Here is a 23,021-nt window from a genome sequence, read left to right on the forward strand (position 1 = left end):
CTTGGATGGAACAATGGTTTGTATCTTACTCCCAATTCGGTTTAGATTGGGGTATTAGTTAGCTCATGGGAACAAACGTCCTCTTCGGCGGTGGCGTTTGCGTGCGAGCGTATTAGTTGTTGTCGCCACCATCGAGCAATGCCTCAAAATCCTCCGCCTGCATGGGGCGGTAGTAGAGGAATCCCTGAGCGTAGCGGGCGCCCATGTGGCGCAGCATGTTTGCCTGCTTGTCCGTCTCGACGCCTTCGATCACAACGGGCAGATGGAGTGACTGCGCCATCTCGAGCATTGATGAGATGATTTGCACGCTGCGGCCCTCATCGCCGTTATCGGGCACAAACGTGCGATCGAGCTTGATGACGTCGACGTTGACGTTCTTGAGCATCGCGAGCGTGGACTGGCCGGTGCCAAAATCGTCCATATAGGTCGAGAAGCCGCGGGTGTGCAGGTCGGCCGTTAGTTTATCCACGGCCTCGGACTCTCCCGTATAAGCCGTCTCGGTGATCTCGATGCGCATGAGCTCGGGCGGCAGGTTGTATTGGGCGGCGAGCGCTCCCATATGCTCGGCAACGTCGCAGGCAAGGATATCCACGCGCGACACATTAAGCGAGATCGGAACCACGCGAAGCCCCCGATTGATGCGCTCGCGCAGCCACAAGGCAACGACCTGCCAAACGTATTTGTCGAGCGTCACCACAAAACCGCTTTCTTCGAGAGCGGGGATAAAGGTGGCGGGCGAAATGAGGGAGCCATCCTTGTCGATCCAGCGCGTGAGCGCTTCGGCGCCAATGATCTCGCCGGTTTCCATGTCGACCTGGGGCTGCAGGTAGTAGGTAATACGGCCGTTGGAGAGCGCGTACTGGAATTCGGTCAGCGTGCGGTGGAACGAGACTTCGCGCTCATACTCCTCGGGGCGGAAAATGGCAATGCGCTCCTTAAAGTCGTTTTTTGCGCGTCGATTGGTAAACATGGCCTTGGCCTGTGCATCGATGGTGATTTCCTCGTTGGAGTCGATAGGGCAAACGCCCATGGACGGCCAGAAGCCTACGCCGTCATCGTGCTTGGCCACGGTCTCGCGAATGCGACTATAGATTTGATGGACGGTGTCGTGCTCAAAGGGGATGAGTATGCAAAAGTCGTCTTGGCCCCAGTACCCTGCGACGCCCATGTCGGCATTCTCGATGTCTTTGAGGACTGTACCTACGTCGGCGAGCACGCGGTCGCCCTCGGCCTGTCCGCGCCATTCGTTGAACAGTCGCATGTGCCCCATGTCGACGGTGGCGATACACCAAGCGCCGTCGCGCCTTGTCTGGAGAAATGCGTTGGCGCGCCGCATAAACTCGCTGGGTCGACAGAGGCCCGTGAGCATATCGATGCGCTCGGCGATGGCGCTTTTGCGCTCTATCTCGGGTATGGGGAGGCTGTCGTTGGGGACAAGTCCGCCGGCCGTGCGAAGGCGACGGTCGAGTTCGCCTAAAACGGCGGTCGCTTGATTGGTTAGGCGCTCGTAAAAGGCCGGAACGACTAGACAGACGGGGGTAATGGTATCGCCCGCGATTCGAACGGGAGCGAAAACGGCCTCTTTTAGATGACGGACCAGTTGCTCGAATGCCTCGTGGTCCAAATCGTTGCTGAGCACGACAAACTGGACGCTTCGTGAGCGGTAGACGCGACTCCTGCCACGGGTGATCGACAACATGCGGCCTGCGTATTCGGCGAGCATGTTGTCGACAGCCTCGGCTCCGTAAAGCTCGTTGAGCTTTGTCGTGCCGCGAACGCGCACCGCTATAAGCCCCGTCTCGCAACAGTCGCGACGGCAGGCATCGATAGCGTTGAGCAACATGCGCTGCGTTCCAAGGCCCGTGGCGGCGTCGACGGTCTCGGCAAGCGAGTGGTTGACGAGCTCGCCAACATAGAGCGAGGGGACATTTCCGTCGCCGTCGATACGAAACCCGCGAGCACGGCAGAGAACGTAGTCGCCGGCGGCGTTGCGTACGCGGTATTGCATGACGCGACGGTGCTTGGAGCCGTTATAGATCTGGTCGATATCGTCGCTATAGGCCTCGAGGTCATCGGGATGGACGCGCGTTTTCCAGTAATCGTGGCAGTTGTCTATATGCTCCGAAGGAAGGCCAAGGTCGCGCATAGCGCCTTGTGACCAAAGGGTGCGATGTTTGTCCAGGTTCTCGATAAAGAAATAGCGGCCTTCGTTGAGCATCGAAAGGGCGTCGAAAATGCGATCGCTTACTTCGAAATCGTCGGCGTGGACTTGCGTGATATTGCGTCGATCAAGGTGCACGGCATGGCGCAGCTTGTAGTCGTACATGCGATGGTCGGCATCGAGCGTCATGCGATTGGAGGCTTCGCCCAGGGCGGGGTCGGCGTGTGACACTCCGTAGCTAAACGAGTGAGGCATCTCGGAATCGTTATTTTTGAGCAGGACCTCTCGACAGTGCTCCAGACGTTCGGCAAGGTCATCCTCGGTCGCGATTGTGGACAGGATGGCAAACTCGTCGCCTCCCAGGCGAAATGCCGCCTCGTCCACCTTCATATACAGCTTGAGATAGAGGCTCACCTGCAAGATATAGCGGTTGCCCTCGTCGTGTCCAAAGATGTCGTTGCAGTGCTTAAGGTTATCGATGTCGATAAACGCCATGGTTACGGGCAATTCCTGCTCCCAGATTTCCTCGAGGGAACGGGTAAAGCCGCCGCGGTTGCCAAGACCGGTGAGCTCGTCGGTAAAGGCAGTCCTGATCAGATCGTCCTGACGCTCGAGAAGGTCACGGATGGTCTTTTCGAGCGTCTCGGTGTAATTGCTGGCGATATCCATGCTGTAAGCGGCTTCCTGAGGTCGGGGTGTATTGCGTCGGGCGAGCTCGTTGTACACACGCGTTGCTGCTCAACGCTTTGCGTGTATCCAGGCCCCCGCCTTGCTGCGTCGCTGGTTTAATATGTCGGTCCGTGTTCGCTGTTGATAACTATTGAGTAGTATAAACAACAATAGAGGATTGTATATGGGTGCCCCTGCCGCGGGCGGCTATTATTCGCCAATCGGTAGCGTGACGATGCGATGCTCGATATAAATGCGACTGAGTCGATATATGTTGGCGGGTATACTTGTTCCGCTTTAAAACACGGGAACGGAGATGGTCGCATGGCACAGCCAGACACGACGCGCACGGTGGGGCTTGCGCTCGAGGGAGGCGGCTACCGCGGTATGTATACGGCGGGCGTGCTCGACGTATGGATGGAGCACGGCTTAACCTGCGACCATATGGTGGGTGTCTCGGCGGGCGCGGCGTTTGGCTACAACTTTAAATCGCGCCAGATTGGCCGCGCCATTCGCTACAACAAGGCCTATTGCGCCGACAAGCGCTATGCGAGCGTGACGAGTTGGTTGCGAACCGGTGATATGTTCAATGCCGAGTTTGCCTATCATGAGGTACCCATCGAGCGCGATCCCATCGATCTGGAGGCATATCGCGCCTGCCCCATGCGGTTTACGTGCGTATGTACCGATCTTAAGACGGGGCAGGCCGTCTACCATGACCTGCCCTATGGCGACGAGCGCGATATCGAGTGGATCCGTGCGTCGTCGGCGATTCCCGTGGCGACGCGTCCTGTTGCCATCGAGGGTCGTAAGTACTTGGATGGCGGTGTTGCCGATTCCATTCCCAGCGCTTGGCTGTTTGCGCAGGGTTATGACCGCAACGTGGTGGTGCTGACGCAGCCGGCGGGCTTTGTAAAGCAGCCCAATAGCGTGATGCCTATGCTGCGTCGCGTGTATCGTCACTATCCGGAGTTTGTTGCGGCGCTTGAGCGTCGGCACGAGGTCTACAATGCCACGCTCGATGACCTGGCGCGTCGCGAAGCCGCTGGCGAGATCTTTGTGGTGCGGCCGAGCGAATCGGTGAAGGTGCCGTCGCTGTGCCGCGAGCCCGATGAACTCGAGCGCATCTACCAGATCGGCCGTCGCGATGCGGAGGCGACGTTGCCCGCGCTGGAAGCGTATCTGGCGGGGTAGAGCAACTTGCCGTGTGCTCGGCGGAAAGCGCGTCCCAGAATTTGCGCTCAAAACGGGATGCAGTTTCCCGGACGGCGGGTTTTGGAAACGGCATCCCAGAATCTGCGCCTAGAACGGGATGCGCTTTCCCATTGGCCCTCTATATGGAAAGCGCATCCCAGAATGGACGTCCAAACTGGGATGCGCTTTCCGCTGTTGAAGATATAGGGCTGCGGAGCAGCTGCTCGGCATGAGTCTATGCCTGCTGCCAGGTGTCGACGAGCTCCTTGGCTGCGGCGTGGGGGTCGTCGGCACTGCAGACGGCGCTCACCACGAAAAAGCCGTCGACGCCGGTTGCCTTGAGCTGCGGCAGGTCGGCTTTCTTGACGCCGCCGCCCACCACAATGGGCACGGGGCTTGCTGCATGGAGGGCAGCCAGGTCCTCAAAGCTCTTGGTGATGATGGAGCCGTCGGCCGCACGTCCGCAGTCGCGCTTGGTTTCGGTCTCGTGGAGCGGGCCTACGCCCAGGTAATCGACCAGGCTCATGTCGGCGGTCTTGACGTACTCGAGCATCTCCTCGCAGCGGGCCGAAAGACCCACGATGGCATCGGGGCCCAAAAGTTTGCGGCAGACCTCGACGGGGATGTCGCTCTGGCCAACATGCACGCCGTCGATGGCAATACCCTGCTCGCGTGCGGCAAGTACGCAGTCAAGGCGGTCGTCGATCAGCAGCGCGACCTGCCCGGTTTTGCCGGCCTGAGCGATGGCCTGCGCGGCATCGCCCGTCAGTGCGATGATCTCGCGGGCGCTTGCCACCTTGGAACGCACCTGAATGCAGGTAAAGCCGGCGTCGAGCGCCTGGGCCACCACATCGCCCACGGGGCGTCCGAGGGTGTTTTCGGGGCCGAGTACCAGATAGGCCGAGATATCAAGGTTGTCGCGGATGCTCACTGTGCTTCCTCCTGCTTTTTGATCTGCGCTTCCATGCGCTCGAGCTTGCCAGTCATGGTGTCGGTAAATCCGGGTCGAATATCGGCCTTGAGCACGACTTCGGTGCGGATGCCCTTGCTCGCCAACACAAAGGTTGCGTCGCGCACGACCTGCATGACTTCGTCCCAGTCACCCTCGATCTCGGTGAACATCGAGGTGGTGCGGTTGGGAAGGCCGCTCTCGCGAATGACGCGTACGACCTCGGCGACCTCGGCAGATAGCTCGTCGCCGGTGCCGCACGGGGCGATGGCTACGGCGACGAGCGTGTTCATACCGGCATTGGTTGCGGGCTCGGACATGCCTTATGCCTCCTCGAGCTCGAGTTGGTTATCGGCAATGTCCTGGGCGGTCGCGCGGTAGAGCTCGTCGATAAAGGCGACCTTAAAGCTTGCCGGGGCATCGGCAACGGCGGCGGCACGCGTGCCGGCAACGTTGTAGGCGGCGGTGCCGCAGATGGCCGCCGTAAACGGGTCGGCGGCGCAGACATACACGGCCAGCACGCCGCCCTGCGAGCAACCGCAGCCGGTGATTTTGGACATGAGCGGGCTGCCGCCGTGGGACTTGGCCACGGTCGTGCCGTCGGTAATCAGGTCGACTTCGCCCGAGACCACAACGGCGCCGCCGGTGTAGCGGGCGAGCGCCACGGCGGCGCCGCGGGCGGCGTCTACCGTGTCGGTGGTATCGACACCGCGCACGCGACTCAGATCGGCCGCTTCGCCCTCAAGGCCCCACAGGCCGGCGAGCGCGATAATCTCGGAGGCATTGCCGCGCACGATGGCGGGTTTGTACTGCTTGAGTTCGCCTACCAGCTGGGTGCGCAGACTGCCGATGCCCAGGCCCACCGGATCGAGCACCCAGGGCTTGCCGGCGTCGTGTGCCGCCTTGGCCGCGCGGGGAATCGTCTGCTCGTAGATGGGGAAGAGCGTTCCCATGTTCAGATAGATGGCGCCGCCGCCGGCAACGAGCGCCTCGCCCTCGTCGGGCAGATAGACCATGGCGGCCGATCCGCCCACGGCGAGCTGCGCGTTGGCGACAAAGTCAATCGTCACCGTGTTGGTGATGGAGCCCGCCATCGGATTGGTGGCGCGAATCTCCTCCACGGCCTTGACCACGTTTTGCTTGAGCTGTTTCGAATCGATCACTGCACATGCCTCCTTGGCATAGAAAAGGGGCGCTGTGCATAGACAGCGCCCCTAAAAAGGCGGCATGCTCCCTACGCCAGCATTAACTGACAGGTTCAAAGGATTGGGCCCCATGCCCTCTCAGCCTTGTGGTTTGCACCGCCGGCACTCCCGCATCGAATCTGTTGTTCCCTATACTAGCGCATCGGTACAATAGACGGGATTAAGAATGACCGAGGGGGCCTTATGATTAAACTTGTGCTGACCGATATGGACGATACGCTGATTCCGGCCGGGCATGACGGCGCCAGTGACTACGCCATTGAGGGTATTCGCGCCATGCAGACGGCTGGTCTGCACTTTGGCCCGGTTTCGGGTCGCCAGCCGTCCGCGATGGGTTGGATGTTCAAAACTCGTTCCGAGTGCTTTTCGACCGGTGCGTTCTGCAACGGCCAGGTCATGTTTGTCGACGGTCAGGCGGTCGCTTCGCGCGCGACCGACAACGATGCCCTGATGCGTCTGGCCGATTACCTCGAACAAGAGACCGACGATACCTATCTAAAGGTCTACAGCCTGGGTGACGACTTTTGGGATAACGATGCCTATTGCGTGACGAGCGACCCCGAGCGCGTGCGTCGCGCCATGGAGTCGGGCGGCAACGCATGGCTCAAGGGCGAAGAGGCCCCGTGCCGTCCTGTTGTCGATGATGCCCCGGTATACAAGGCGAATATCTGGAGCGCCCGCTCGCGCGAAGAGCTCGCTGAGCTGCGCGAGCGCGTTGCCGCTGAGGTGCCGGAGCTCTCGCTTGTGTTTCCCAACAACCGCGTGCGCCTATTCGATATTCTCCCGGCCGGTTGGGACAAGGGCTGCGCTGCGCTGGAGCTGGCGCGCGCTTTGGGCCTGACGCCCGATGAGGTGGCCGTATTTGGCGATTCCGATAACGATCTGCCCATGATCGATGCCGTTCCCAACTCCGTTGCAGTCGCCAATGCCAACGAGGCCGTCACGGCTGCCGCGCGCTGGCATATCGGCGCTGCGGCAGACGATGCGGTTGCCGGGGCTCTGCATCAGATTGCCGCCTGCGCCGCGACGGGGGAGATGCCGCCGTTTATGCGTCGGATGGACGCGACGGGTCTTGGCATCACGAACGTCTAGGGAGAAGGCTATGAAGCTTCAGCAGCTCAGATATGTCGTCAAAGTTGCCGAATGCGGCAGCATCACCGAGGCCTCGCGCCGGCTCTTTGTGTCGCAGCCTTCGATTACCGCGTCGATTCGCGATCTCGAAAACGAGATGGGTGTGCACATCTTTGAGCGCACCAACAAGGGCGTCATTGTGTCCGAGGAAGGCGAGACCTTCTTGGGCTACGCGCGCCAGGTGCTCGACCAGGCCGACCTGCTCGAGGGCAAGTACAAGGGCGCGTCCGAGCAGGTGCCGCACTTTAGTGTGAGCTGCCAGCATTATTCCTTTGCCGTTAATGCGTTTGTCGATGTGATCCGTGAGTTCGATGCCGCGCGCTACGACTTTACCCTGCGCGAGGAGCAGACTCACGAGATTATCGAGGACGTAGCGCATATGAAAAGTGAACTGGGCATCCTGTATCTGTCGGAGCATAACCGCGAGGTTATCGAGCGCATGCTGGCGGTCAACGAGCTCGTGTTCGAAGGGCTCTTCTGCGCCACGCCGCACGTTTTTGTGTGTGCCGACCATCCGTTGGCTGACCGCTCCAGCGTGACGCTCGAGGACTTGGAAGACTACCCGTTCCTGTCCTATGAGCAGGGCAGCTATAACTCGTTCTATTATTCCGAGGAACTGACCTCGACGTTTGAGCGCCGCAAGAATATCCGCGTGCGCGACCGTGCGACGTTGTTCAATTTGGCTATGGGCCTTAACGGTTACACGGTGTGTTCGGGTGTGATAAGCCATGAACTTAACGGCCCCGGTATTATCTCCATTCCGCTCGATGTAGACGAGTACATGGAGATCGGCATCATCACGCGCAAGAACACGACACTTACGCGCTACGGGCAGGCCTATATCGAAGCGATTCGTCAGCACATCTAGATTGCTGCGTTCCGCACGGGTCAAATATCTTTATGACAGTCCAAACTGATATAGGAAGCATCTATATCAAACTGTTATAAACGTATATTTTACGATAGCCATATGAGCGCTCATACTCTGTCCCAGTAAAGCAACCAATGCAAAGGGAGATATCTATGAGCACCCTGATTCAACCGAACGCGCCGTTTCGCGCCGATATCGTCGGCAGCTTTCTTCGTCCCCAGGCCGTAAAGGACGCCCGTGCCGCCTATGTCGCGGGTAAACTCGACGCTTCCGGCCTTAAGGCCGTCGAGGATGAGGCCATTTGCGATTTGGTGGCCAAGCAGAAGGCAGCCGGCTTACAGGTAATTACCGATGGCGAATACCGCCGCAGCTACTGGCACCTCGATTTTATGTGGGGCCTTAACGGCATTGAGCGCCGCGCCTCACGCACGGGTTATATGTTCCATGACGAGGAGACGACGGCCGACACCGCTGTGGTTACCGGTCCTATTAGCGGCGAGAATCATCCGTTCGTCGAGCATTTTAAGTTCGTCAAGGCGCTCGAGGGCAAGGGCCAGGTCGCGCGCCAGACCATTCCGGCACCGATCCAGACGTTCTCCGAAGTCACGCTCGACCGCTGCGATGGCCAGCAGGAGAGTCTGCACGCCGTCTATAAGACCGACGAAGAGCTCGTCGATGCCATTGCCGCAGCATACCGCACCGTGATTGCCGACCTGTATGCCGCAGGCTGCCGCAACATCCAATTTGATGACTGCACCTGGGGCATCTACTGCGATACCGACTTTGTGTCCAAGACTGGCATGAGCCCGGTTGACCTGCAAAAGGTGAGCGAGCTGGGCGTGGCACTCAACAATGCTGCCATCGCGGGCAAGCCCGACGATCTGGTCATCAACACGCACGTATGCCGCGGCAACTACCACTCCACCTACGCTTTTGAGGGCGGCTACGACCCCATTGCGCCGTATCTGTTTGCGCATGAGGACGTTGACGCGTTCTATCTGGAGTTCGACACGCCCCGCGCCGGTGGTTTTGAGCCGCTCAAGTACGTTGCTCCCGGCAAGAAGGTCGTGCTGGGCTTGGTGACCACCAAGGTGGCAGAGCTCGAGAACGAGGATGTTATCGTCGAGCGTATTCGCGAGGCGGCAAAGTACGTGCCGCTCGAGAACCTGTATCTGTCTCCGCAGTGTGGCTTTGCCAGCTGCGAGATTGGCAATAAGCTGACCGAGGACGAGCAGTGGGCAAAGATTGCGCTGGTCAGGCGTGTTGCTGAGCGTGTCTGGAAGTAGTGCTGCCGTTCGCAGGGGCGTCGTGGTCGGAGCGGCATGCATCGCGTACAATGGTTCGGATCGTATCGTTCGGGCAGGTAATCCGATATGCCCGGGCGCCCTTCCATTATGAAAGGACATCCATGTCCCAATCCTCGACGCCCGCCGTCGCCGATGCCATCTACGATGCGTCGTCGCTCGGTCGCCCGCGCATGTTCTTGCTCGGCCTGCAGCACCTGTTTGCCATGTTTGGCGCCACGGTGTTGGTGCCCGTGCTCACCGGCCTTTCGGTTTCGGCGACCCTTTTGTTTGCCGGCCTGGGCACGCTGCTCTTCCACTTCCTATCGCGCGGCAAGGTGCCAGCGTTTTTGGGATCTTCGTTTGCCTTTATTGCCGGTTATGCCGCAATCGCGCCCAACGGCGAGGCCGAGCTTTTGCCCTACGCCTGCCTAGGTGTAGCCTGTGCCGGCCTGCTCTATCCGGTGCTGGCGGCCCTGTTTCGCGCGTTTGGTGCCAAGCGCGTTATGCGCTTCTTCCCGCCGGTAGTGACGGGCCCCATCGTCATTTCCATCGGCCTGATCTTGGCAAGCTCTGCCATCGCCAACTGCCAGACTAATTGGCTTGTTGCCGTTGTCGCTGTGGCGGTGATCGTCATCTGCAACATCTGGGGCCGTGGCATGGTCAAGATCGTGCCGATTCTGCTGGGCGTTGTGGTGAGCTATGCCGTTGCGACTGCGCTCGGCGAGGTTGATTTCTCGGGCGTCGCAGCCGCTCCCTGGGTTGGCTTGCCCGTCGTGTGGGATAACACCGTGTTTGCACTCTTTGGGCCGCAGTTCGATAGCGGTCTTGCCACGACGGCCATCATCACCATTATGCCGCTGGCATTTGCGACCATGATCGAGCATATCGGTGATATCTCGGCTATCGGCTCCACCTGCGAGCGTAACTACATCGCCGATCCCGGTCTGCATCGCACGCTGCTCGGCGACGGCCTTGCCACGATCCTGGCTTCGCTCTTTGGCGCTCCGGCCAACACCACCTATGGCGAGAACACCGGCGTGCTCGCCCTGACGCGCGTGTTCGACCCGCGCGTGATTCGCATTGCCGCGTGTTGCGCCATCGTGCTTTCGTTCTGCCCCAAGTTTGCTGCGGTGATTGCCGCCATGCCGGCGTGCGTAATCGGCGGTGTGTCGCTCGTGCTCTATGGCATGATCAGCGCCGTGGGCGTTCGCAACCTCATCGAGAACCAGGTCGATTTCCAAAATAACCGCAACGTGCTGGTGGCCGCCCTGGTGCTCGTGCTTTCGCTCGGCATTGCGTACAGCACCGCCGGCGCCATCGTGCTGGAATTGGGCGGCGTGACGATTTCGCTTTCCGGTCTTGCCGTGGGCTCGCTGGTGGGCATTGTACTCAACGCCATCCTGCCGGGTAACGACTTTGAGTTTGATGTCTCCGAGCTTGAGGAGGCTGCTGAGTAACAACTGCGTCCAGCTGAATCAAAAAATGGCGCCCATGCGTACGCGCGGGCGCCATTTTTAATGCGCCAATATCCAGTGGATGCCACGTGCCATGCGCAGATCGGTTTGGGCAAAGTGATTGCCGGGGTTGAGCTCCAGCGTTGTTGGAATGCCGCGCGCGATGAGCAGCGCTTCCGTCGCGCGCGTGTCGTCGAGCACATGCCGCATCATGCGGTTGGGCGTCTTGGTCTCTTTTTTGCCGAGCGACAGATAGACAGCCTGCGGGCTGCCGGCAAATGGCGCCGTGCTGGCACGGTCGACAAAGTCGGGAAACCATAGCGACCCCGATGCGCTCGCGGCGCGGTCAAAGGCGTCGGTTTGCCAGAGGGACCAGAGTGCGAAGAGGCCCGCGAGCGAGTAACCGGCAATGCCGCGCCAGGTGGGCGGCTGAGGAAGCGACGACTCGACCTGGGGGATTATCTGATTCAGCAGCTCATCAAGAAAATCGGCAGCTTGGCCGCCGAAAGGTTCGGCATCGCGTACGGTCCCGTCGCATGCCCAGGGGCTCAGCTCGCGATTCCAATCGAGCCCGCCAATGGTGACAAGGGCGAATGGCGGACAGTTGAGCTCTCGGCAACACTTATAAACCTCGCTGCCGTCGCCCACGACCACAGGAAGGTAGATGACAGGCGCGCTTTCCGTATGATTCGAATAAACGGTTATCTGTTTTTGATGCGCTTCCATGACAGGCTTCTCTCAGTGTTGTGATATCGGCAGCCCCAATTGTCGCACGCCAGCGTATGCCGGTTGGGCTAGACCAAAGACAATCTCGTGCATCCCCTGCGGACGCATATGGAAAACGCCACCGCCGGAGGGGAGCTCGGCGGTGGCGTTGTTAAACGGTGCTGGGGCTCGGGGCCTTCGCGGGAGCTGCCATGTGCGCAGGGGCGTCTAAGAGCGCTTACGGCTCGCCATGGTGCCTGCGGCGATAGCGGCTGTTCCCGCAAGGACGGTTGCCACGATGGCTGCACCCGAGGTGTCGCCGGTTGCCGCGAGCACGCCGGTAGTCTTGGCTTTCGTGGTTGAAGCCGCAACGGCCTTGGTCGGCTTTGAGCCCTCAGACTTGGGGTCCTGCTTGGACTCCGCGGGCTTGCTTTCTGCGGGCTTGGGGTCTTCCGGCTTGGCTACCTCGGGAGGTGCGATGGTCGTGCTTTTGGCGACTGCTTTGATATAGAGGGAGTCGACCGTGGCGTCGCCCGTGCCGATGGCTTGACCTGCCTCGTAGATGCCGTCACGGAGCTTGCGATAGTCAATGACCTTGCCGACTTCGGGCGTCTGGATGGCGGCGTTCTCAATCTTGATGGTGCCGATTGTCTTGCCGTCAGCGCTCATGGCACGGGCAAAGATTGCCGCTGTATCTCCTTCGGCCGTTACCTTGCTGCGGATGATCGAGATGACTGCGGGTGTGACGCCCTCGCTGGTCTGGGCGATGATGCCGATGTTCTCGCCTTGGGGTTCGCGCCTCGTCTCGCCATCTTGGTTTTCGCTGTAGGGGATGGGGCCGTCGCCGTTCTCGACATAGCAGGCTATGGCCTTGACAACGGAGTCGCTGATGTAGATGTGGCCACCCTTCTCGTTGGGTCGATCGTTTCTGGTGGAGAATGCAGCCGAAACTTCGCCTTCCGCAAACGCGTCCACGGTGGAGCCGTTCTTGACGACGATGTCGTCCTGGTAGGTGAAGAGGGCGATGGCGCCACCGTATCTGCCTTTACTTGCACGGACCGTCACGTTTGCATGATCGAGGGTGATGCCCTTGTGGGCATAGACGCCATATTCAACACCGTTTACGTTGAGGGAGGCGTTTGTGGCTGCGAGGCTGCCCTTGGCCTCGACGGCAGCGTCTTTCTCGGAGCTTGCCTCGACCGTCCCGCCACCCTTGATGGTGAGGTTCTTGTCGGTTCCAATACCCTTGTCCTTGGTAGCCCTGGCGGTGACGGCTCCGCTGTCGTCAATCGTGATATTGCCGTTTGCCCTGATGCCATCCGATGCACCCGTGGCGTTGACGTTGCCCGAACCTTTGATAGCGAGATCACCCCCGGCATTGATGGCATCAAACCCTGTGCTCGTGGCGTTGACGGATCCGGCTCCGTCGATGTTGATATTACCCGTGGAGAGGATAGCGTCCTCAGTAGATGTCACGCTGAGCGTGCCGCCCTCGTCGCCTTGGATATTGAGCTCGGCATTCTCGTTAGTGCCATGAGAAACGTTGATGCTTTCGATCCATTCGGCAGTGACGATGTTGGTTCCCGAGTAATTCACGTTGAGCTTGCCTGCGGCCTGGATCTCGCCGCCGTTATAGTTGTTGAGCTTCAAGTCGTCGGCGCCGTCCCACGACCAGGTACCGGCTTCGTCGCTCGCCGCGGTGTTGTACTTGTTGCCGCCGACCTTGACCCATTCCGCTGCGAGCGAGACGCTCGGCATGAGAAGCGAGCTTACCGTGAGCGCGCATACGGCTCCCACGACGATGCGGCGCGTCACGCGGCGCCAGCTGCCGTGCGCGAGTCCTATGCGACGGCGAACGTCGGGTTCGGCAACATGGGTTCCGGCGGTAGTGTCATTGCGTTTGGGGGTCGTGAACAAGGCTGCCATGGTTGCTCCCGTTCTCATAGGGCCTATACGACTAGATTCAGCGTATCTGCTGGATGTTGCCGGCGGTAGTGCCGTTTGGAGGGCAAAATGGCCAAAATGGGGGAGAAATAGACCGCACGCCGGCGCAGGGACCGGCGCTAAAAGAAAAGCGCGGAGCCGCATGGCGACTCCGCGCTTTATTGTTCAGCTTTTGCAGCCTTGCCCTTACGCTACGAAGAAGTAGACGAGGAAGGCAAGGGCCGCGATCCACCCGTCCTGTGCGAAAAAGTGTTTACGAGCGTTTGCGACTCGCCAGGGCGCCTGTGACGATGGTGGCCGTTCCTGCAAGGGCGGTCGCTATGATGGCCGCGCTCGAGGTGTCGCCGGTTGCGGCGAGGATGCCGGTGGTTTTGGCTCCCGTGGCTGCAACTGCAACGGTCTTGGTCGTCTTCGTGCCCTCGGACTTGGAACCCTCGGGCTTGGTCTCCTCGGACGGCGCGATGACGACGTTCTTGGCGACGGCCTGGTCGTAGGGGGAGTCAATCGTGGCATCTCCCGTGCCGATGGTTTGACCCGCCTCGTAGACGATGCCGTCGCTGAGTTCTTCCTTGTTGCGATAGTCAATGACCTTGCCGCCTTCAGGCGTCTGGATGGTGGCTCCTTCGATTTCGATGGTGCCGATCGCCTTGCCGTCCGCGCTCATGGCAAGGGCGAAGATTGCCGCCGTGTCTCCCTCGGCCGTGACCCTGCTGCGGACGATCGAGATGGTCGCGGGCGTGATGCCCTCGCTGGTCTGCGCGAAGATGCCGATGTTCAGGCCCTCGGACTCAGGGATGATTTCGTCGTTTTGGTCTCCACTGTAGTGGTCGGGGCCGTCGCCGCCGGTCTCGGCATAGCGGGCTATGGCCTTGACAACGGAGTCGCTGATGTAGATATGGCCACCCGCTTCGCCGGAGTAGAAATTACTGGTGGAGATTGCAACCGAGAACCTGCCTTCTGCGAGCGCATCCACAGTCGAGCCGTTCTTGATGACGATGTCGTCCTCATCGGTGAAGAGTGCGCTGACTTCCCCGCCATCTGAGCTTGCGCGGACCGTCACGGTCGCGCCATCGAGCGTGATGCCCTTGTAGACATAGATGCCATACCCAACGCCACCTGCGTTGAGGGAAGCGTTCGTGACCGTGAGGCTGTTTTTACCGTCGATGGCGGCGTCTTCCTCGGAGCTTGCCTTGACCTGGCTGCCACCCGAGATCTCGATACTGCCGTCGGCCCAAATCGCATTGTCCTCGATAGAGCTTGCCTCTACCTTGCCGCCGCCCTTTATGATGAGGTTCTCGTTAGCATCGATACCCTGATCCTCGGTGGCCTTGGCGGTGACGGTTCCGCTGTTGTCGATCGTGATGTTGCCGTCGGCCCTGATGCCATCCGAATCGCCCGTGGCGTTAACGTTTCCCGAGCCCTTGATGGTGACATCGCCCCCGGCATCGATGGCATCGTGCTCGGTGCTCGTGGCGTTGACAGTGCCAGCGCCGTCGATGTTGATGTTGCCGACGGAAGTGATGGCGTCACGAGAAGATGTCACGTTGAGCGTGCTAGACGCGTCGCCCTGAATATTAAGCTCGGCGTCCTCGTTCGCGCCATCCTTAACCTTGATGCCGCGGCCGTCGTCGTTAGTGACGGTGTTGTTGCCCTCGTAGCTCACGTTGAGCTTGCCCGCTGCCTCGATCGCGCCGCCGTTATAGCCGTTGAGCTTCATGTCATCGGCGCCATCCCATGACCAGGTACCGGCGGTGTCTCCCGTGGGGCCCGCGGCCGCTTCGTGGCGGACGCCGCCAACGTCCACCCACTCGGCTGCGAGCGAGATGCTCGGCATGAGCAGCGAGCTTACCGTAAGCGCGCATACGGCGCCTACAACGATGCGGCGCGTCACGCGGCGCCAGCTGCCGTGTGCGAGCAGCGTGCAACGGCGCAGGTCGGGCTCGACAAAATGGGCTCCAGAGGTTTTGTCATTGCGCTTGGGGGTCGTGAACAAGACGGCCATGGTTACTCCCATCCTCATAGGGCCTATGCGGTTATATCCAGCATATCTGCAGGATGTAGCTGTCGGTAGTGCCGTTTGGAGAGCAAAACGTCCAAAACTTGCGAAGCAATACATCGCGCGTCCGTGTGGTGCCTGGCTTTAAAAGCAAAGCGCGGAGCCGCTCGATGCGACTCCGCGCTTTGCTGTTTGGTATTGCGAATCTTGCGCCTACGCTACAAAGAAGTAGACGAGGAAGGCGAGGGCTGCGATCCACATGAGCGGCTTGATCTTGGAGGCCTCGCCCTTAAAGAGCGCGACGATTACGTAGGCGATAAAGCCCAGGCCAATGCCGGCAGAGATGGAGTAAGTGAAGGGCACGCCGGCGACAATCATGAACGCCGGGAAACCTTGCGACACGTCGGACCAGTCGATCTCGGAGGCCTCGCTCATCATGAGGTAGCCGACGTAGACCAGAGCACCGCAGGTGGCGGCGCTGGAAACGATGGTGACGATGGGGGAGAAGAACGCGGCGAGGATGAACAGCACGCCGGTGGTGACGGAGGTGAGACCCGTGCGGCCACCGTCGGCAGCGCCGGACGTGGACTCGACGAAAGTGGTGATGGAGGAGACGCCCATAAAGCCACCGGCAGCAGCGGCCACGGAGTCGACGACCAGGATGGGACGGATGTCCTCGACATTGCCGTCCTCGGTCAGGAACTCGCCCTGCTTGGCGACGGCCATCGCGGTGCCCATGGTGTCGAAGAAGTCACTCATGAGCAGCGAGAAGGCCACGACGAGCAGCATCGGGTCGGTCAGAACCTTCACGATGGCCATGTTGCCATCGGCGGTGCTGGCAAACGGGGCGCCAAAGGTCGAGAAGTCGAGCGGGGCGATAAGGCCCGCGGGCGCATGGGTGACGCCCAGCGGGATACCGGCGATAACGGCGACGATGATGCCGATGAGCAACGAGCCCGGCACGTTGCGGGAAGCCAAGGCGACCGTCACGACGATGGAGATGATGCCGACGATAAAGGTGGGGGAGGTGATGTCGCCCAGGCCGACGAGCGTACCGGCGCCAGCGGTGATGATGCCGGCGTCGCACAGGCCGATCATGGCGATAAACAGGCCCAGACCTACCGAGATGGCGTGGCGCAGGACCACGGGGATGGCATCCATGATGGCCTCGCGCAGGCCGCAAAGGACGAGCAGCAAGATGACGATACCCTCGAGGAAGATAACGCTCATGGCCACGTGCCAGTCGCCGCCGCACATGGTGGTGGCGATGCCCGCGATCATGGCGTTGATGCCCAGACCCGACGCGCAGGCGAGCGGGCGGTTGGCGAAGATGCCCATGCAGATGGTCATGATGCCGGCGCCCAGGCAGGTGGCGCAGGCGAGCGCTCCCGCATCGATGCCAGCGCCCGAGAGCACTGCGGGGTTGACGGCGATGATGTAGGCCATCGCCAGGAATGTTGTCAGTCCAGCGCGAAGTTCGGTCCCGATTGTGGACTTGCGCTCACTGACGTGAAAAAGTTCGTCCATGCATACCCTTTCCTTGTTCGGCCCCGAGTTTAGGCCGATTGACACGAACTCACTTACTATATCGTCTTTACAACCTTGCTGTTCCTCGCATGTTGATGTTCGGCGCTTTGTAACAGACGGACGGTATTTATCGCATGAAAATGTGTGGGTACCGTATACTTAAGCGGTTACAACGACCCCTATGGAGGAACGTATGATTAAAGAGCTTTGCCACGACGAGGCTATCCTGTCCCAGCGTTGCGAGGTTGCGACCGTCGAGGACGAGTCGGTTGCTCAGGACCTGATCGATACCATCAAGTCGCTCGACGATGCCGGCTGCCTTGCCGCTAACCAGATTGGCGTTACCAAGAAGGTCTGCGTCTACCTGGACGACGCCGGCGAGCCCCACGTGCTCTACAACCCCCGTCTGGTGTTTGGCCTGGGCGCCAGCAAGATGGAGGAGAGCTGCCTGACGCATGAGGAGGTCACCAAGTCCACGCGCTATATCAAGTGCAAGGTTGCCTTTGACCAGATCGTCGACGGCAAGATGCGCGAGCGCAAGCAGGACTTTGTGGGCTTCGAGGCGCAGATGATCCAGCATATGATCGATCACTGTCTTGGCAAGCTTGTCTAGGGCGACCGCAGCACCGCACTTCGTCGTTTTTGGTCCGGGCGTGACATTGTTGTCATGTCCGGGCTTTTGTGTTTAGCGCCTTTTTGTTTGGTGACAATGAACTTAGCAAGAACGTAAAGCTAGGAGGCGCTATGTGTACGAGCATTCGATTTACCGATAATTCCGGCAACATGTATCTGGGCCGCAACCTCGACTGGAGCTTTGACTACGGCCAACAGGTTCGCGTGATGCCGCGCGGGTTTCACATTCCGTATTCGTTTATCGACGACACGACAGCGGCACACGCGGTGATCGGTATGTGCATCGATTACAAGAACTACCCTATGTTCTTCGACTGCGGCAACGATGCGGGCCTCGCCGTGGCGGGTCTCAATTTCCCGGGTTATGCCGAGTATGCCGAGGACCCTGTCGACGGCAAGACCAATATCGCGGCCTATGAGTTTCCCCTGTGGGTGGCAGCGACGTTCTCGACGGTCGATGAGGTCGAGGCCGCGCTGCGCGACACGGTGATTGTCGCCAAATCTGCCGGAGAAGGGCTGGGCGTGTCGCTGCTCCATTGGATTATCGGCGACAGCCAGCGTAGCATCGTGGTCGAGATGATGGCTGACGGCCTGCATGTATACGACGATCCAGTCGACACCCTTGCCAACCAGCCGACCTTCCCGTGGCACATGGAAAACCTACGCACTTATATCACTGCCACAAGCGATTTTCCGCAGACGGCGACATGGCGTGGCGCCGAGCTCAAGCCCTATGGCGCGGGTGCCGGTATGCGCGGTATTCCGGGCGATTGCTATTCGCCGAGCCGTTTTGTAAAGGCGGCGTACCTCAATGCCAATTACCCGCAAAAGGAGAGCGAGACCGAAAACGTCGTCCGCATGTTCCGCTCGCTCGAAGGCGTGGTGATGATTGAGGGGGCGTCCAGGATGGGCGACGGCAAGTTCGAGAAGACTATCTATACCGGATGCTTTAGCGCGCGCACGGGCAATTATTACTATGCGACCTACGATGACCCATCGATTCGCTACGTGAGCCTGATGGATGCCGAGGGCGCGAGCCCCGATAGGCTCGTGGTTCCCGAGCCGCGTCGTTCGTAGCCGTTAGCTTTACTGCAATGCAAAGCGGCCCTGCATCTCCTATGAGGTGCAGGGCCGCTGCGACCTGGGCTTTATCCCGCATGCGCCCCGAGAAAATGTCCCTTAAGCGCGTGCTGCCTGGGCGATACCGGCCTTGGCGTTTGCGCGTTTGCCGGTGAGTTCGCAAAAAATCGCGCCGCCGATGATAAGTGCGGCGCCCATCAGGCGGACTGGTGTTATGGCTTCGCCTAAAAGGACGGCGGAGAACACGACGGCCGAAAGCGGCTCGAGGTAGCCGACGACCGCGACGGTCTGGACGGGCAGCTTGGCGACGGCACTAAAGTAGAGCAGGCAACCGATGCCGGTGTTGACGACGCCAAGCATGACGACGGCGCGCCAATCAATACTGGTGGCGACGCCGGCGGACAGACATGAGGGAGCGCCCTGCGTGATGAGTGTAAGGACCAGCGCGGTCACAAAGGCGGCGCTCACCTGGAGCGTGGAGTTCTCGAGGCCTTCGATGTGTGGCGCACCCTTGCTAGCGATGACCATCAGCGCATAGCAAAATGCCGAGGCGATGCCGCAGGCGATACCCGCAATGGGCATATTGCCGCCTAGACCTTGTGCTGCAATGAGAAAAGCACCGCAAGCAACGGCGGTGAACCCGGCGATTTTGCCGCTGGTCAGTTTTTCGCCAAAGATAAGCGGTGAGAGAGCCATGACGATGATGGGGCCGCAGTAGTACAGCAGCGAGGAGATGCCGACGCCGATCGTCTGATAGGCGCGGAACAGAAAAATCCAGCTGGTGCCCAGCGCGGCGCCCGAGACGATGAGCGCTGCGGCCTCGCGGGGGCGAGACGGAGCCTGCAGGTTATGGCGCTTGGTTATGAAGAGGACGGCGGCAAGGGTGAGAGCGCCCAAAAACGTGCGCAACAGTACGATATCGGAGCTCGGCAGCGCGATGGCAGCGGCGATGATGCCGTTGGAGCCAAACAATAGCAATGCTGCTAAGTACGTAAACAATCCGTTGTTCATGTGCTGACATCCCCTCTATATTCGAGCATGTTCACTATGGGTGAACTGGCTTTAGAAGAAAAGCGAATATAATGCATGGATAACATGACAAAAACTCATGTAAAGGTGGAGGGGTGCCGTGGAAACGAATATTCAAAAGATGCAGGTGCTGCTCGAGACGGTGCGGGCCGGCAGTTTTACGCGCGCCGCCGAGCGGCTGAGCTATTCGCAGTCGGGCGTGAGCCGCATGGTGGCCGATCTCGAGGCCGACTGGGGCTTTAAAGTGCTCGATAGAAGCCGCGAGGGCGTAGTGCTTTCTGCCGATGGGCAGCAGGTCATGCCGGCAGTCGAGGCGTTATGCGAAGAGTTTGGCCGCCTGCAGCGACGGGTGGATGAGATGCGCGGGCTCATGCGCGGCAAAATCTGCATCGGTACGTTTTCGAGTGTGGCGACCCACGTGTTGCCGCCGGTGATTGCGCGTTTTCGCGCCGATCACCCGGACGTCGATTATGAGTTGCTGATGGGCGATTACTCAGAGATTGAACAATGGGTGGCAGAGGGCCGCTGCGATCTGGGCTTTATCCCGCGTGAGCCACGCGGCGCCGGCATGGCGTCGCGGCCGTTGGTGCAAGACGAGCTGATGGCCGTGGTGCCAGCGGACTCCTCGCTTGCCACCGCGGAGGTCGTTTCCCTTGCCGATTTGGCCAACGAGCAGTTTATTCTGCTGGAACGCGGTAGCGACGACGAGATTACGCCGCTGTTCCGCCGCGCGGGCCTGGCGGTGCGCTCTAAGCTGTCGACCTGGGATGATTATGCGATTATGGCTATGGTCGAGGACGGCCTGGGCGTGAGCATTCTTCCCGCGCTCATCTTGCGCCGCTGCCAGTTCGATGTTGCCGTGCGTTCGCTCGAAGGGCATCCCCATCGGCAGATCAACGCCATATATCGAACGGCTGACGTTTCGCTTGCCGCCGCTCGATTCCTCGAATACCTCTAAACGCGTGCACGTCATTGTCTGCTTTGGGCAAATCTCTGAGTCCGGTACATTTTCTTATGAAATTGAACTTTTGAATGAGGTGCCGCGTTATACTGCTTCCTAAATTGAACTCAGGTTCAATTCGTGTTGTATAAATTGAACTTTGCCAGCAAGGAGGTTCTAGTGGCCCAAGAGACGTTTAGCGATCGTCTGCGACAGGCTATGTCCGATCGCGACGTTCGCCAGTCGGACGTGATCCGCGCATCGGAGATGCTCGGCAAAAAACTCGGCAAGAGTCAGATGAGCCAATATGTGAGCGGCAAGACGATTCCGCGGCGCGATGTGGCTGAGCTGCTCGCCCGTATTTTGGAGGTCGATGTTACCTGGCTGCTTGCCGGCGACGCCGATCAAGGCGAGGCATCATCACCCCGCAACGATTCCAAGCCCGAACCCCATCCCTCAGCTCAAATTGCAAGGAGCACCACCATGCGTACTTTTTCTAAATCCACCAAGCTCGATAACGTCCTGTATGACGTGCGCGGTCCCGTCGTCGACGAGGCCGCCCGTATGGAGGACGAGGGCGAGCGCATCCTCAAGCTCAATATCGGCAACCCGGCGCCCTTCGGTTTCCGCACGCCCGATGAGGTCATCAAGGACATGCGCCAGCAGCTGCCCGACTGCGAAGGCTATTCCAACTCGCGTGGCCTGTTCTCCGCGCGCAAGGCGATCATGCAGTATTCGCAGATCAAGGGCTTGCCCAACGTTCAGATGGAGCATATCTACACGGGCAACGGCGTGTCCGAGCTCATTCAGCTTTCGATGAACGCGCTGCTCGACAATGGCGACGAGATTCTGATTCCCAGCCCCGACTATCCGCTCTGGACGGCGTGCGCAACCCTTGCCGGCGGTCATCCCGTGCACTATCTGTGCGATGAGCAGGCGGATTGGTATCCCGACCTGGAGGATATGGAGTCCAAGATCACGAGCGCGACCAAAGCCCTCGTCATCATCAACCCCAACAACCCCACGGGTTCCGTCTATCCGCGCGAGGTGCTCGAGGGCATCGTCGAGGTTGCACGCAGGCATCAGCTGATGATCTTTGCTGATGAGATCTACGACCGCCTGTGCATGGACGGCTACGAGCACGTCTCGATTGCCTCGCTCGCTCCCGATCTGCCCTGCGTCACCTTTAGCGGTCTGTCCAAGTCGCACATGATCGCGGGCTATCGTATTGGCTGGATGGTGCTTTCGGGCAACCAGCGCTGCATGAGCGACTTCATCATGGGCATCAACATGCTCTCCAACATGCGCCTGTGCTCCAACGTGCCGGCTCAGTCGATCGTTCAGACGGCGCTCGGTGGCCATCAGTCCGTCAACGACTACATCCGCCCTGGCGGCCGTGTCTACGAGCAGCGCAACTTTGTGTATGAGGCGCTCAACAAGATTGACGGCATCTCGGTGGTTAAGCCGCGTGCGGCGTTCTACATCTTCCCCAAGATGGATGTGAAGAAGTTCAACATTACCGATGACGAGCAGTTCGCCCTTGACCTGCTGCACGAGAAGAAGATCCTGATCACGCGCGGCGGCGGCTTTAACTGGGCTGAGCCCGACCACTTCCGTATCGTGTACCTGCCGCGCATGGAAGTGCTCAAAGAGTCCCTCGAAGACCTCGCCGACTTCTTCGACCATTACCGCCAGAGCTAGTGGGATAGAAGTTCCGCACTATGAAAAGCTCCCTGCAGTTGTTTTGCTGCAGGGAGCTTTCTTGAATCGGCGGAACTAAATAACGATTCCGCAACAGTGGTCGATTTCGTGTTGGATGATCTCGGCGGTGTAGCCCGAGAAGTTTTTGATGCGGTGGACGTAATTCTCGTCCAAATACTCAACCTTAATGCGGCGATAGCGAGTACAGGGGCGCTCGCCGGAAAGCGAGAGACATCCTTCGCTCGTCTGATAGGAATTGACCTGCTCAAGAATTTGAGGGTTGTACATCAGCAGCGCCCTGTTGCCGTCCTTTACGCAGATGATGCGTTTGCGCACGCCAATCATGTTGGCGGCAAGGCCCACGCACTCGTGCTCATGCTCATGGAGCGTATCCAGGAGGTCCTGCCCGGTCGCGGCATCGTCGGGTCTCGCGTCTTCGGAAGGCAGGCGCAAAAAGAACTCGGATTTCATGATGGGCTTAATCATGGCGGGCTCCTCATGTCTCGTGCTTTCGTGGACTTTTAATAATAGCGCGGAAGGAAAGCT

19 protein-coding genes and 1 riboswitch are annotated in these 23,021 nt (G+C 59.7%); of the genes, 9 read left to right on the plus strand and 10 right to left on the minus strand.

Annotated elements, in window-relative coordinates:
- Nucleotides 1-112 precede the first annotated feature (112 nt).
- Complete coding sequence (locus DW943_RS05270) at nt 113-2,830, minus strand: EAL domain-containing protein (RefSeq protein WP_117862388.1); 2,718 nt, start codon at nt 2,828-2,830, stop codon at nt 113-115.
- Between the two features lie 324 nt (nt 2,831-3,154).
- Here DW943_RS05270 and DW943_RS05275 point away from each other — a divergent pair, with 324 nt between their 5' ends.
- Nucleotides 3,155-4,024, plus strand: a complete 870-nt coding sequence (locus tag DW943_RS05275; protein ID WP_117817273.1) for a patatin family protein — start codon at nt 3,155-3,157, stop codon at nt 4,022-4,024.
- A 235-nt stretch (nt 4,025-4,259) separates the two neighbouring features.
- Here DW943_RS05275 and DW943_RS05280 read toward each other — a convergent pair whose 3' ends face one another.
- Genes DW943_RS05280 through thiM form a run of 3 tightly spaced genes read right to left on the minus strand, consistent with a single transcriptional unit; the run spans nt 4,260 to nt 6,136 of the window.
- On the minus strand, nt 4,260-4,955 hold the full coding sequence (locus tag DW943_RS05280) for a thiamine phosphate synthase (RefSeq protein ID WP_117862389.1): 696 nt from the start codon (nt 4,953-4,955) through the stop codon (nt 4,260-4,262).
- Nucleotides 4,952-5,293 carry a thiamine-binding protein gene (locus DW943_RS05285; protein WP_233540710.1) on the minus strand — a complete coding sequence of 114 codons (342 nt, stop codon included), beginning with the start codon at nt 5,291-5,293 and terminating at the stop codon, nt 4,952-4,954. The genes DW943_RS05280 and DW943_RS05285 overlap by 4 nt, the downstream gene beginning before the upstream one ends.
- Before the next feature lie 3 nt (nt 5,294-5,296).
- A complete protein-coding gene (thiM, locus tag DW943_RS05290) occupies nt 5,297-6,136 on the minus strand; it encodes a hydroxyethylthiazole kinase (RefSeq protein ID WP_117862390.1) in 840 nt (279 codons plus the stop codon).
- 51 nt (nt 6,137-6,187) lie between these two features.
- A riboswitch (TPP riboswitch) is annotated at nt 6,188-6,298 on the minus strand.
- 63 nt (nt 6,299-6,361) lie between these two features.
- Here thiM and DW943_RS05295 point away from each other — a divergent pair.
- The 4 genes from DW943_RS05295 to DW943_RS05310 all read left to right on the plus strand — a co-directional run bounded on the left by DW943_RS05295 (nt 6,362) and on the right by DW943_RS05310 (nt 10,923).
- The gene (locus DW943_RS05295; RefSeq protein ID WP_117862391.1) at nt 6,362-7,270 is read left to right on the plus strand and encodes an HAD-IIB family hydrolase; all 909 of its coding nucleotides are present in this window, start codon (nt 6,362-6,364) and stop codon (nt 7,268-7,270) included.
- Nucleotides 7,271-7,280: 10 nt separating this feature from the next.
- Nucleotides 7,281-8,177, plus strand: a complete 897-nt coding sequence (locus DW943_RS05300) for a LysR family transcriptional regulator (protein ID WP_117862392.1) — start codon at nt 7,281-7,283, stop codon at nt 8,175-8,177.
- Nucleotides 8,178-8,332: 155 nt separating this feature from the next.
- The gene (locus tag DW943_RS05305; protein WP_117862393.1) at nt 8,333-9,466 is read left to right on the plus strand and encodes a 5-methyltetrahydropteroyltriglutamate--homocysteine S-methyltransferase; all 1,134 of its coding nucleotides are present in this window, start codon (nt 8,333-8,335) and stop codon (nt 9,464-9,466) included.
- A gap of 122 nt (nt 9,467-9,588) precedes the next feature.
- Nucleotides 9,589-10,923, plus strand: coding sequence for a uracil-xanthine permease family protein (locus DW943_RS05310; RefSeq protein ID WP_089572925.1), 1,335 nt, complete (start codon nt 9,589-9,591; stop codon nt 10,921-10,923).
- 57 nt (nt 10,924-10,980) lie between these two features.
- On the opposite strand, the gene DW943_RS05315 is transcribed toward DW943_RS05310, so the two are convergent.
- The 4 genes from DW943_RS05315 to DW943_RS05330 form a co-directional block, all read right to left on the minus strand.
- The gene (locus DW943_RS05315) at nt 10,981-11,646 is read right to left on the minus strand and encodes an alpha/beta hydrolase (protein ID WP_117862394.1); all 666 of its coding nucleotides are present in this window, start codon (nt 11,644-11,646) and stop codon (nt 10,981-10,983) included.
- Between the two features lie 207 nt (nt 11,647-11,853).
- Nucleotides 11,854-13,551, minus strand: a complete 1,698-nt coding sequence (locus DW943_RS05320; protein WP_117862395.1) for a hypothetical protein — start codon at nt 13,549-13,551, stop codon at nt 11,854-11,856.
- Nucleotides 13,552-13,822: 271 nt separating this feature from the next.
- Nucleotides 13,823-15,571 (minus strand): carbohydrate-binding domain-containing protein, encoded by a 1,749-nt coding sequence (locus tag DW943_RS05325; protein WP_158566099.1) that lies wholly within the window; start codon nt 15,569-15,571, stop codon nt 13,823-13,825.
- A 207-nt stretch (nt 15,572-15,778) separates the two neighbouring features.
- Nucleotides 15,779-17,092, minus strand: a complete 1,314-nt coding sequence (locus DW943_RS05330; protein WP_117862397.1) for an NCS2 family permease — start codon at nt 17,090-17,092, stop codon at nt 15,779-15,781.
- Between the two features lie 193 nt (nt 17,093-17,285).
- Between DW943_RS05330 and DW943_RS05335 the strand changes: the two genes are divergently transcribed.
- Both DW943_RS05335 and bsh read left to right on the plus strand, forming a co-directional pair.
- Entirely contained in the window at nt 17,286-17,705 is a 420-nt protein-coding gene (locus tag DW943_RS05335; protein WP_055250721.1) for a peptide deformylase, read from the plus strand.
- A 131-nt stretch (nt 17,706-17,836) separates the two neighbouring features.
- A complete protein-coding gene (bsh, locus tag DW943_RS05340; RefSeq protein ID WP_117862398.1) occupies nt 17,837-18,802 on the plus strand; it encodes a choloylglycine hydrolase in 966 nt (321 codons plus the stop codon).
- A gap of 102 nt (nt 18,803-18,904) precedes the next feature.
- Here the strand turns inward: bsh and DW943_RS05345 are convergent, their stop codons facing one another.
- The gene (locus tag DW943_RS05345) at nt 18,905-19,816 is read right to left on the minus strand and encodes a DMT family transporter (RefSeq protein WP_117862399.1); all 912 of its coding nucleotides are present in this window, start codon (nt 19,814-19,816) and stop codon (nt 18,905-18,907) included.
- A 118-nt stretch (nt 19,817-19,934) separates the two neighbouring features.
- Between DW943_RS05345 and DW943_RS05350 the strand changes: the two genes are divergently transcribed.
- Nucleotides 19,935-20,792 (plus strand): LysR family transcriptional regulator, encoded by an 858-nt coding sequence (locus DW943_RS05350; RefSeq protein ID WP_117862400.1) that lies wholly within the window; start codon nt 19,935-19,937, stop codon nt 20,790-20,792.
- Between the two features lie 201 nt (nt 20,793-20,993).
- Nucleotides 20,994-22,475: an aminotransferase class I/II-fold pyridoxal phosphate-dependent enzyme gene (locus tag DW943_RS05355; RefSeq protein WP_117757320.1), complete on the plus strand. Its 1,482-nt coding sequence runs from the start codon at nt 20,994-20,996 to the stop codon at nt 22,473-22,475.
- Nucleotides 22,476-22,550: 75 nt separating this feature from the next.
- On the opposite strand, the gene DW943_RS05360 is transcribed toward DW943_RS05355, so the two are convergent.
- Nucleotides 22,551-22,961 carry a peptide deformylase gene (locus tag DW943_RS05360; RefSeq protein WP_117862401.1) on the minus strand — a complete coding sequence of 137 codons (411 nt, stop codon included), beginning with the start codon at nt 22,959-22,961 and terminating at the stop codon, nt 22,551-22,553.
- Between the last annotated feature and the right edge of the window lie 60 nt (nt 22,962-23,021).

Source organism: Collinsella sp. AM44-11 (genome assembly GCF_003467145.1).
GTDB lineage: Bacteria > Actinomycetota > Coriobacteriia > Coriobacteriales > Coriobacteriaceae > Collinsella.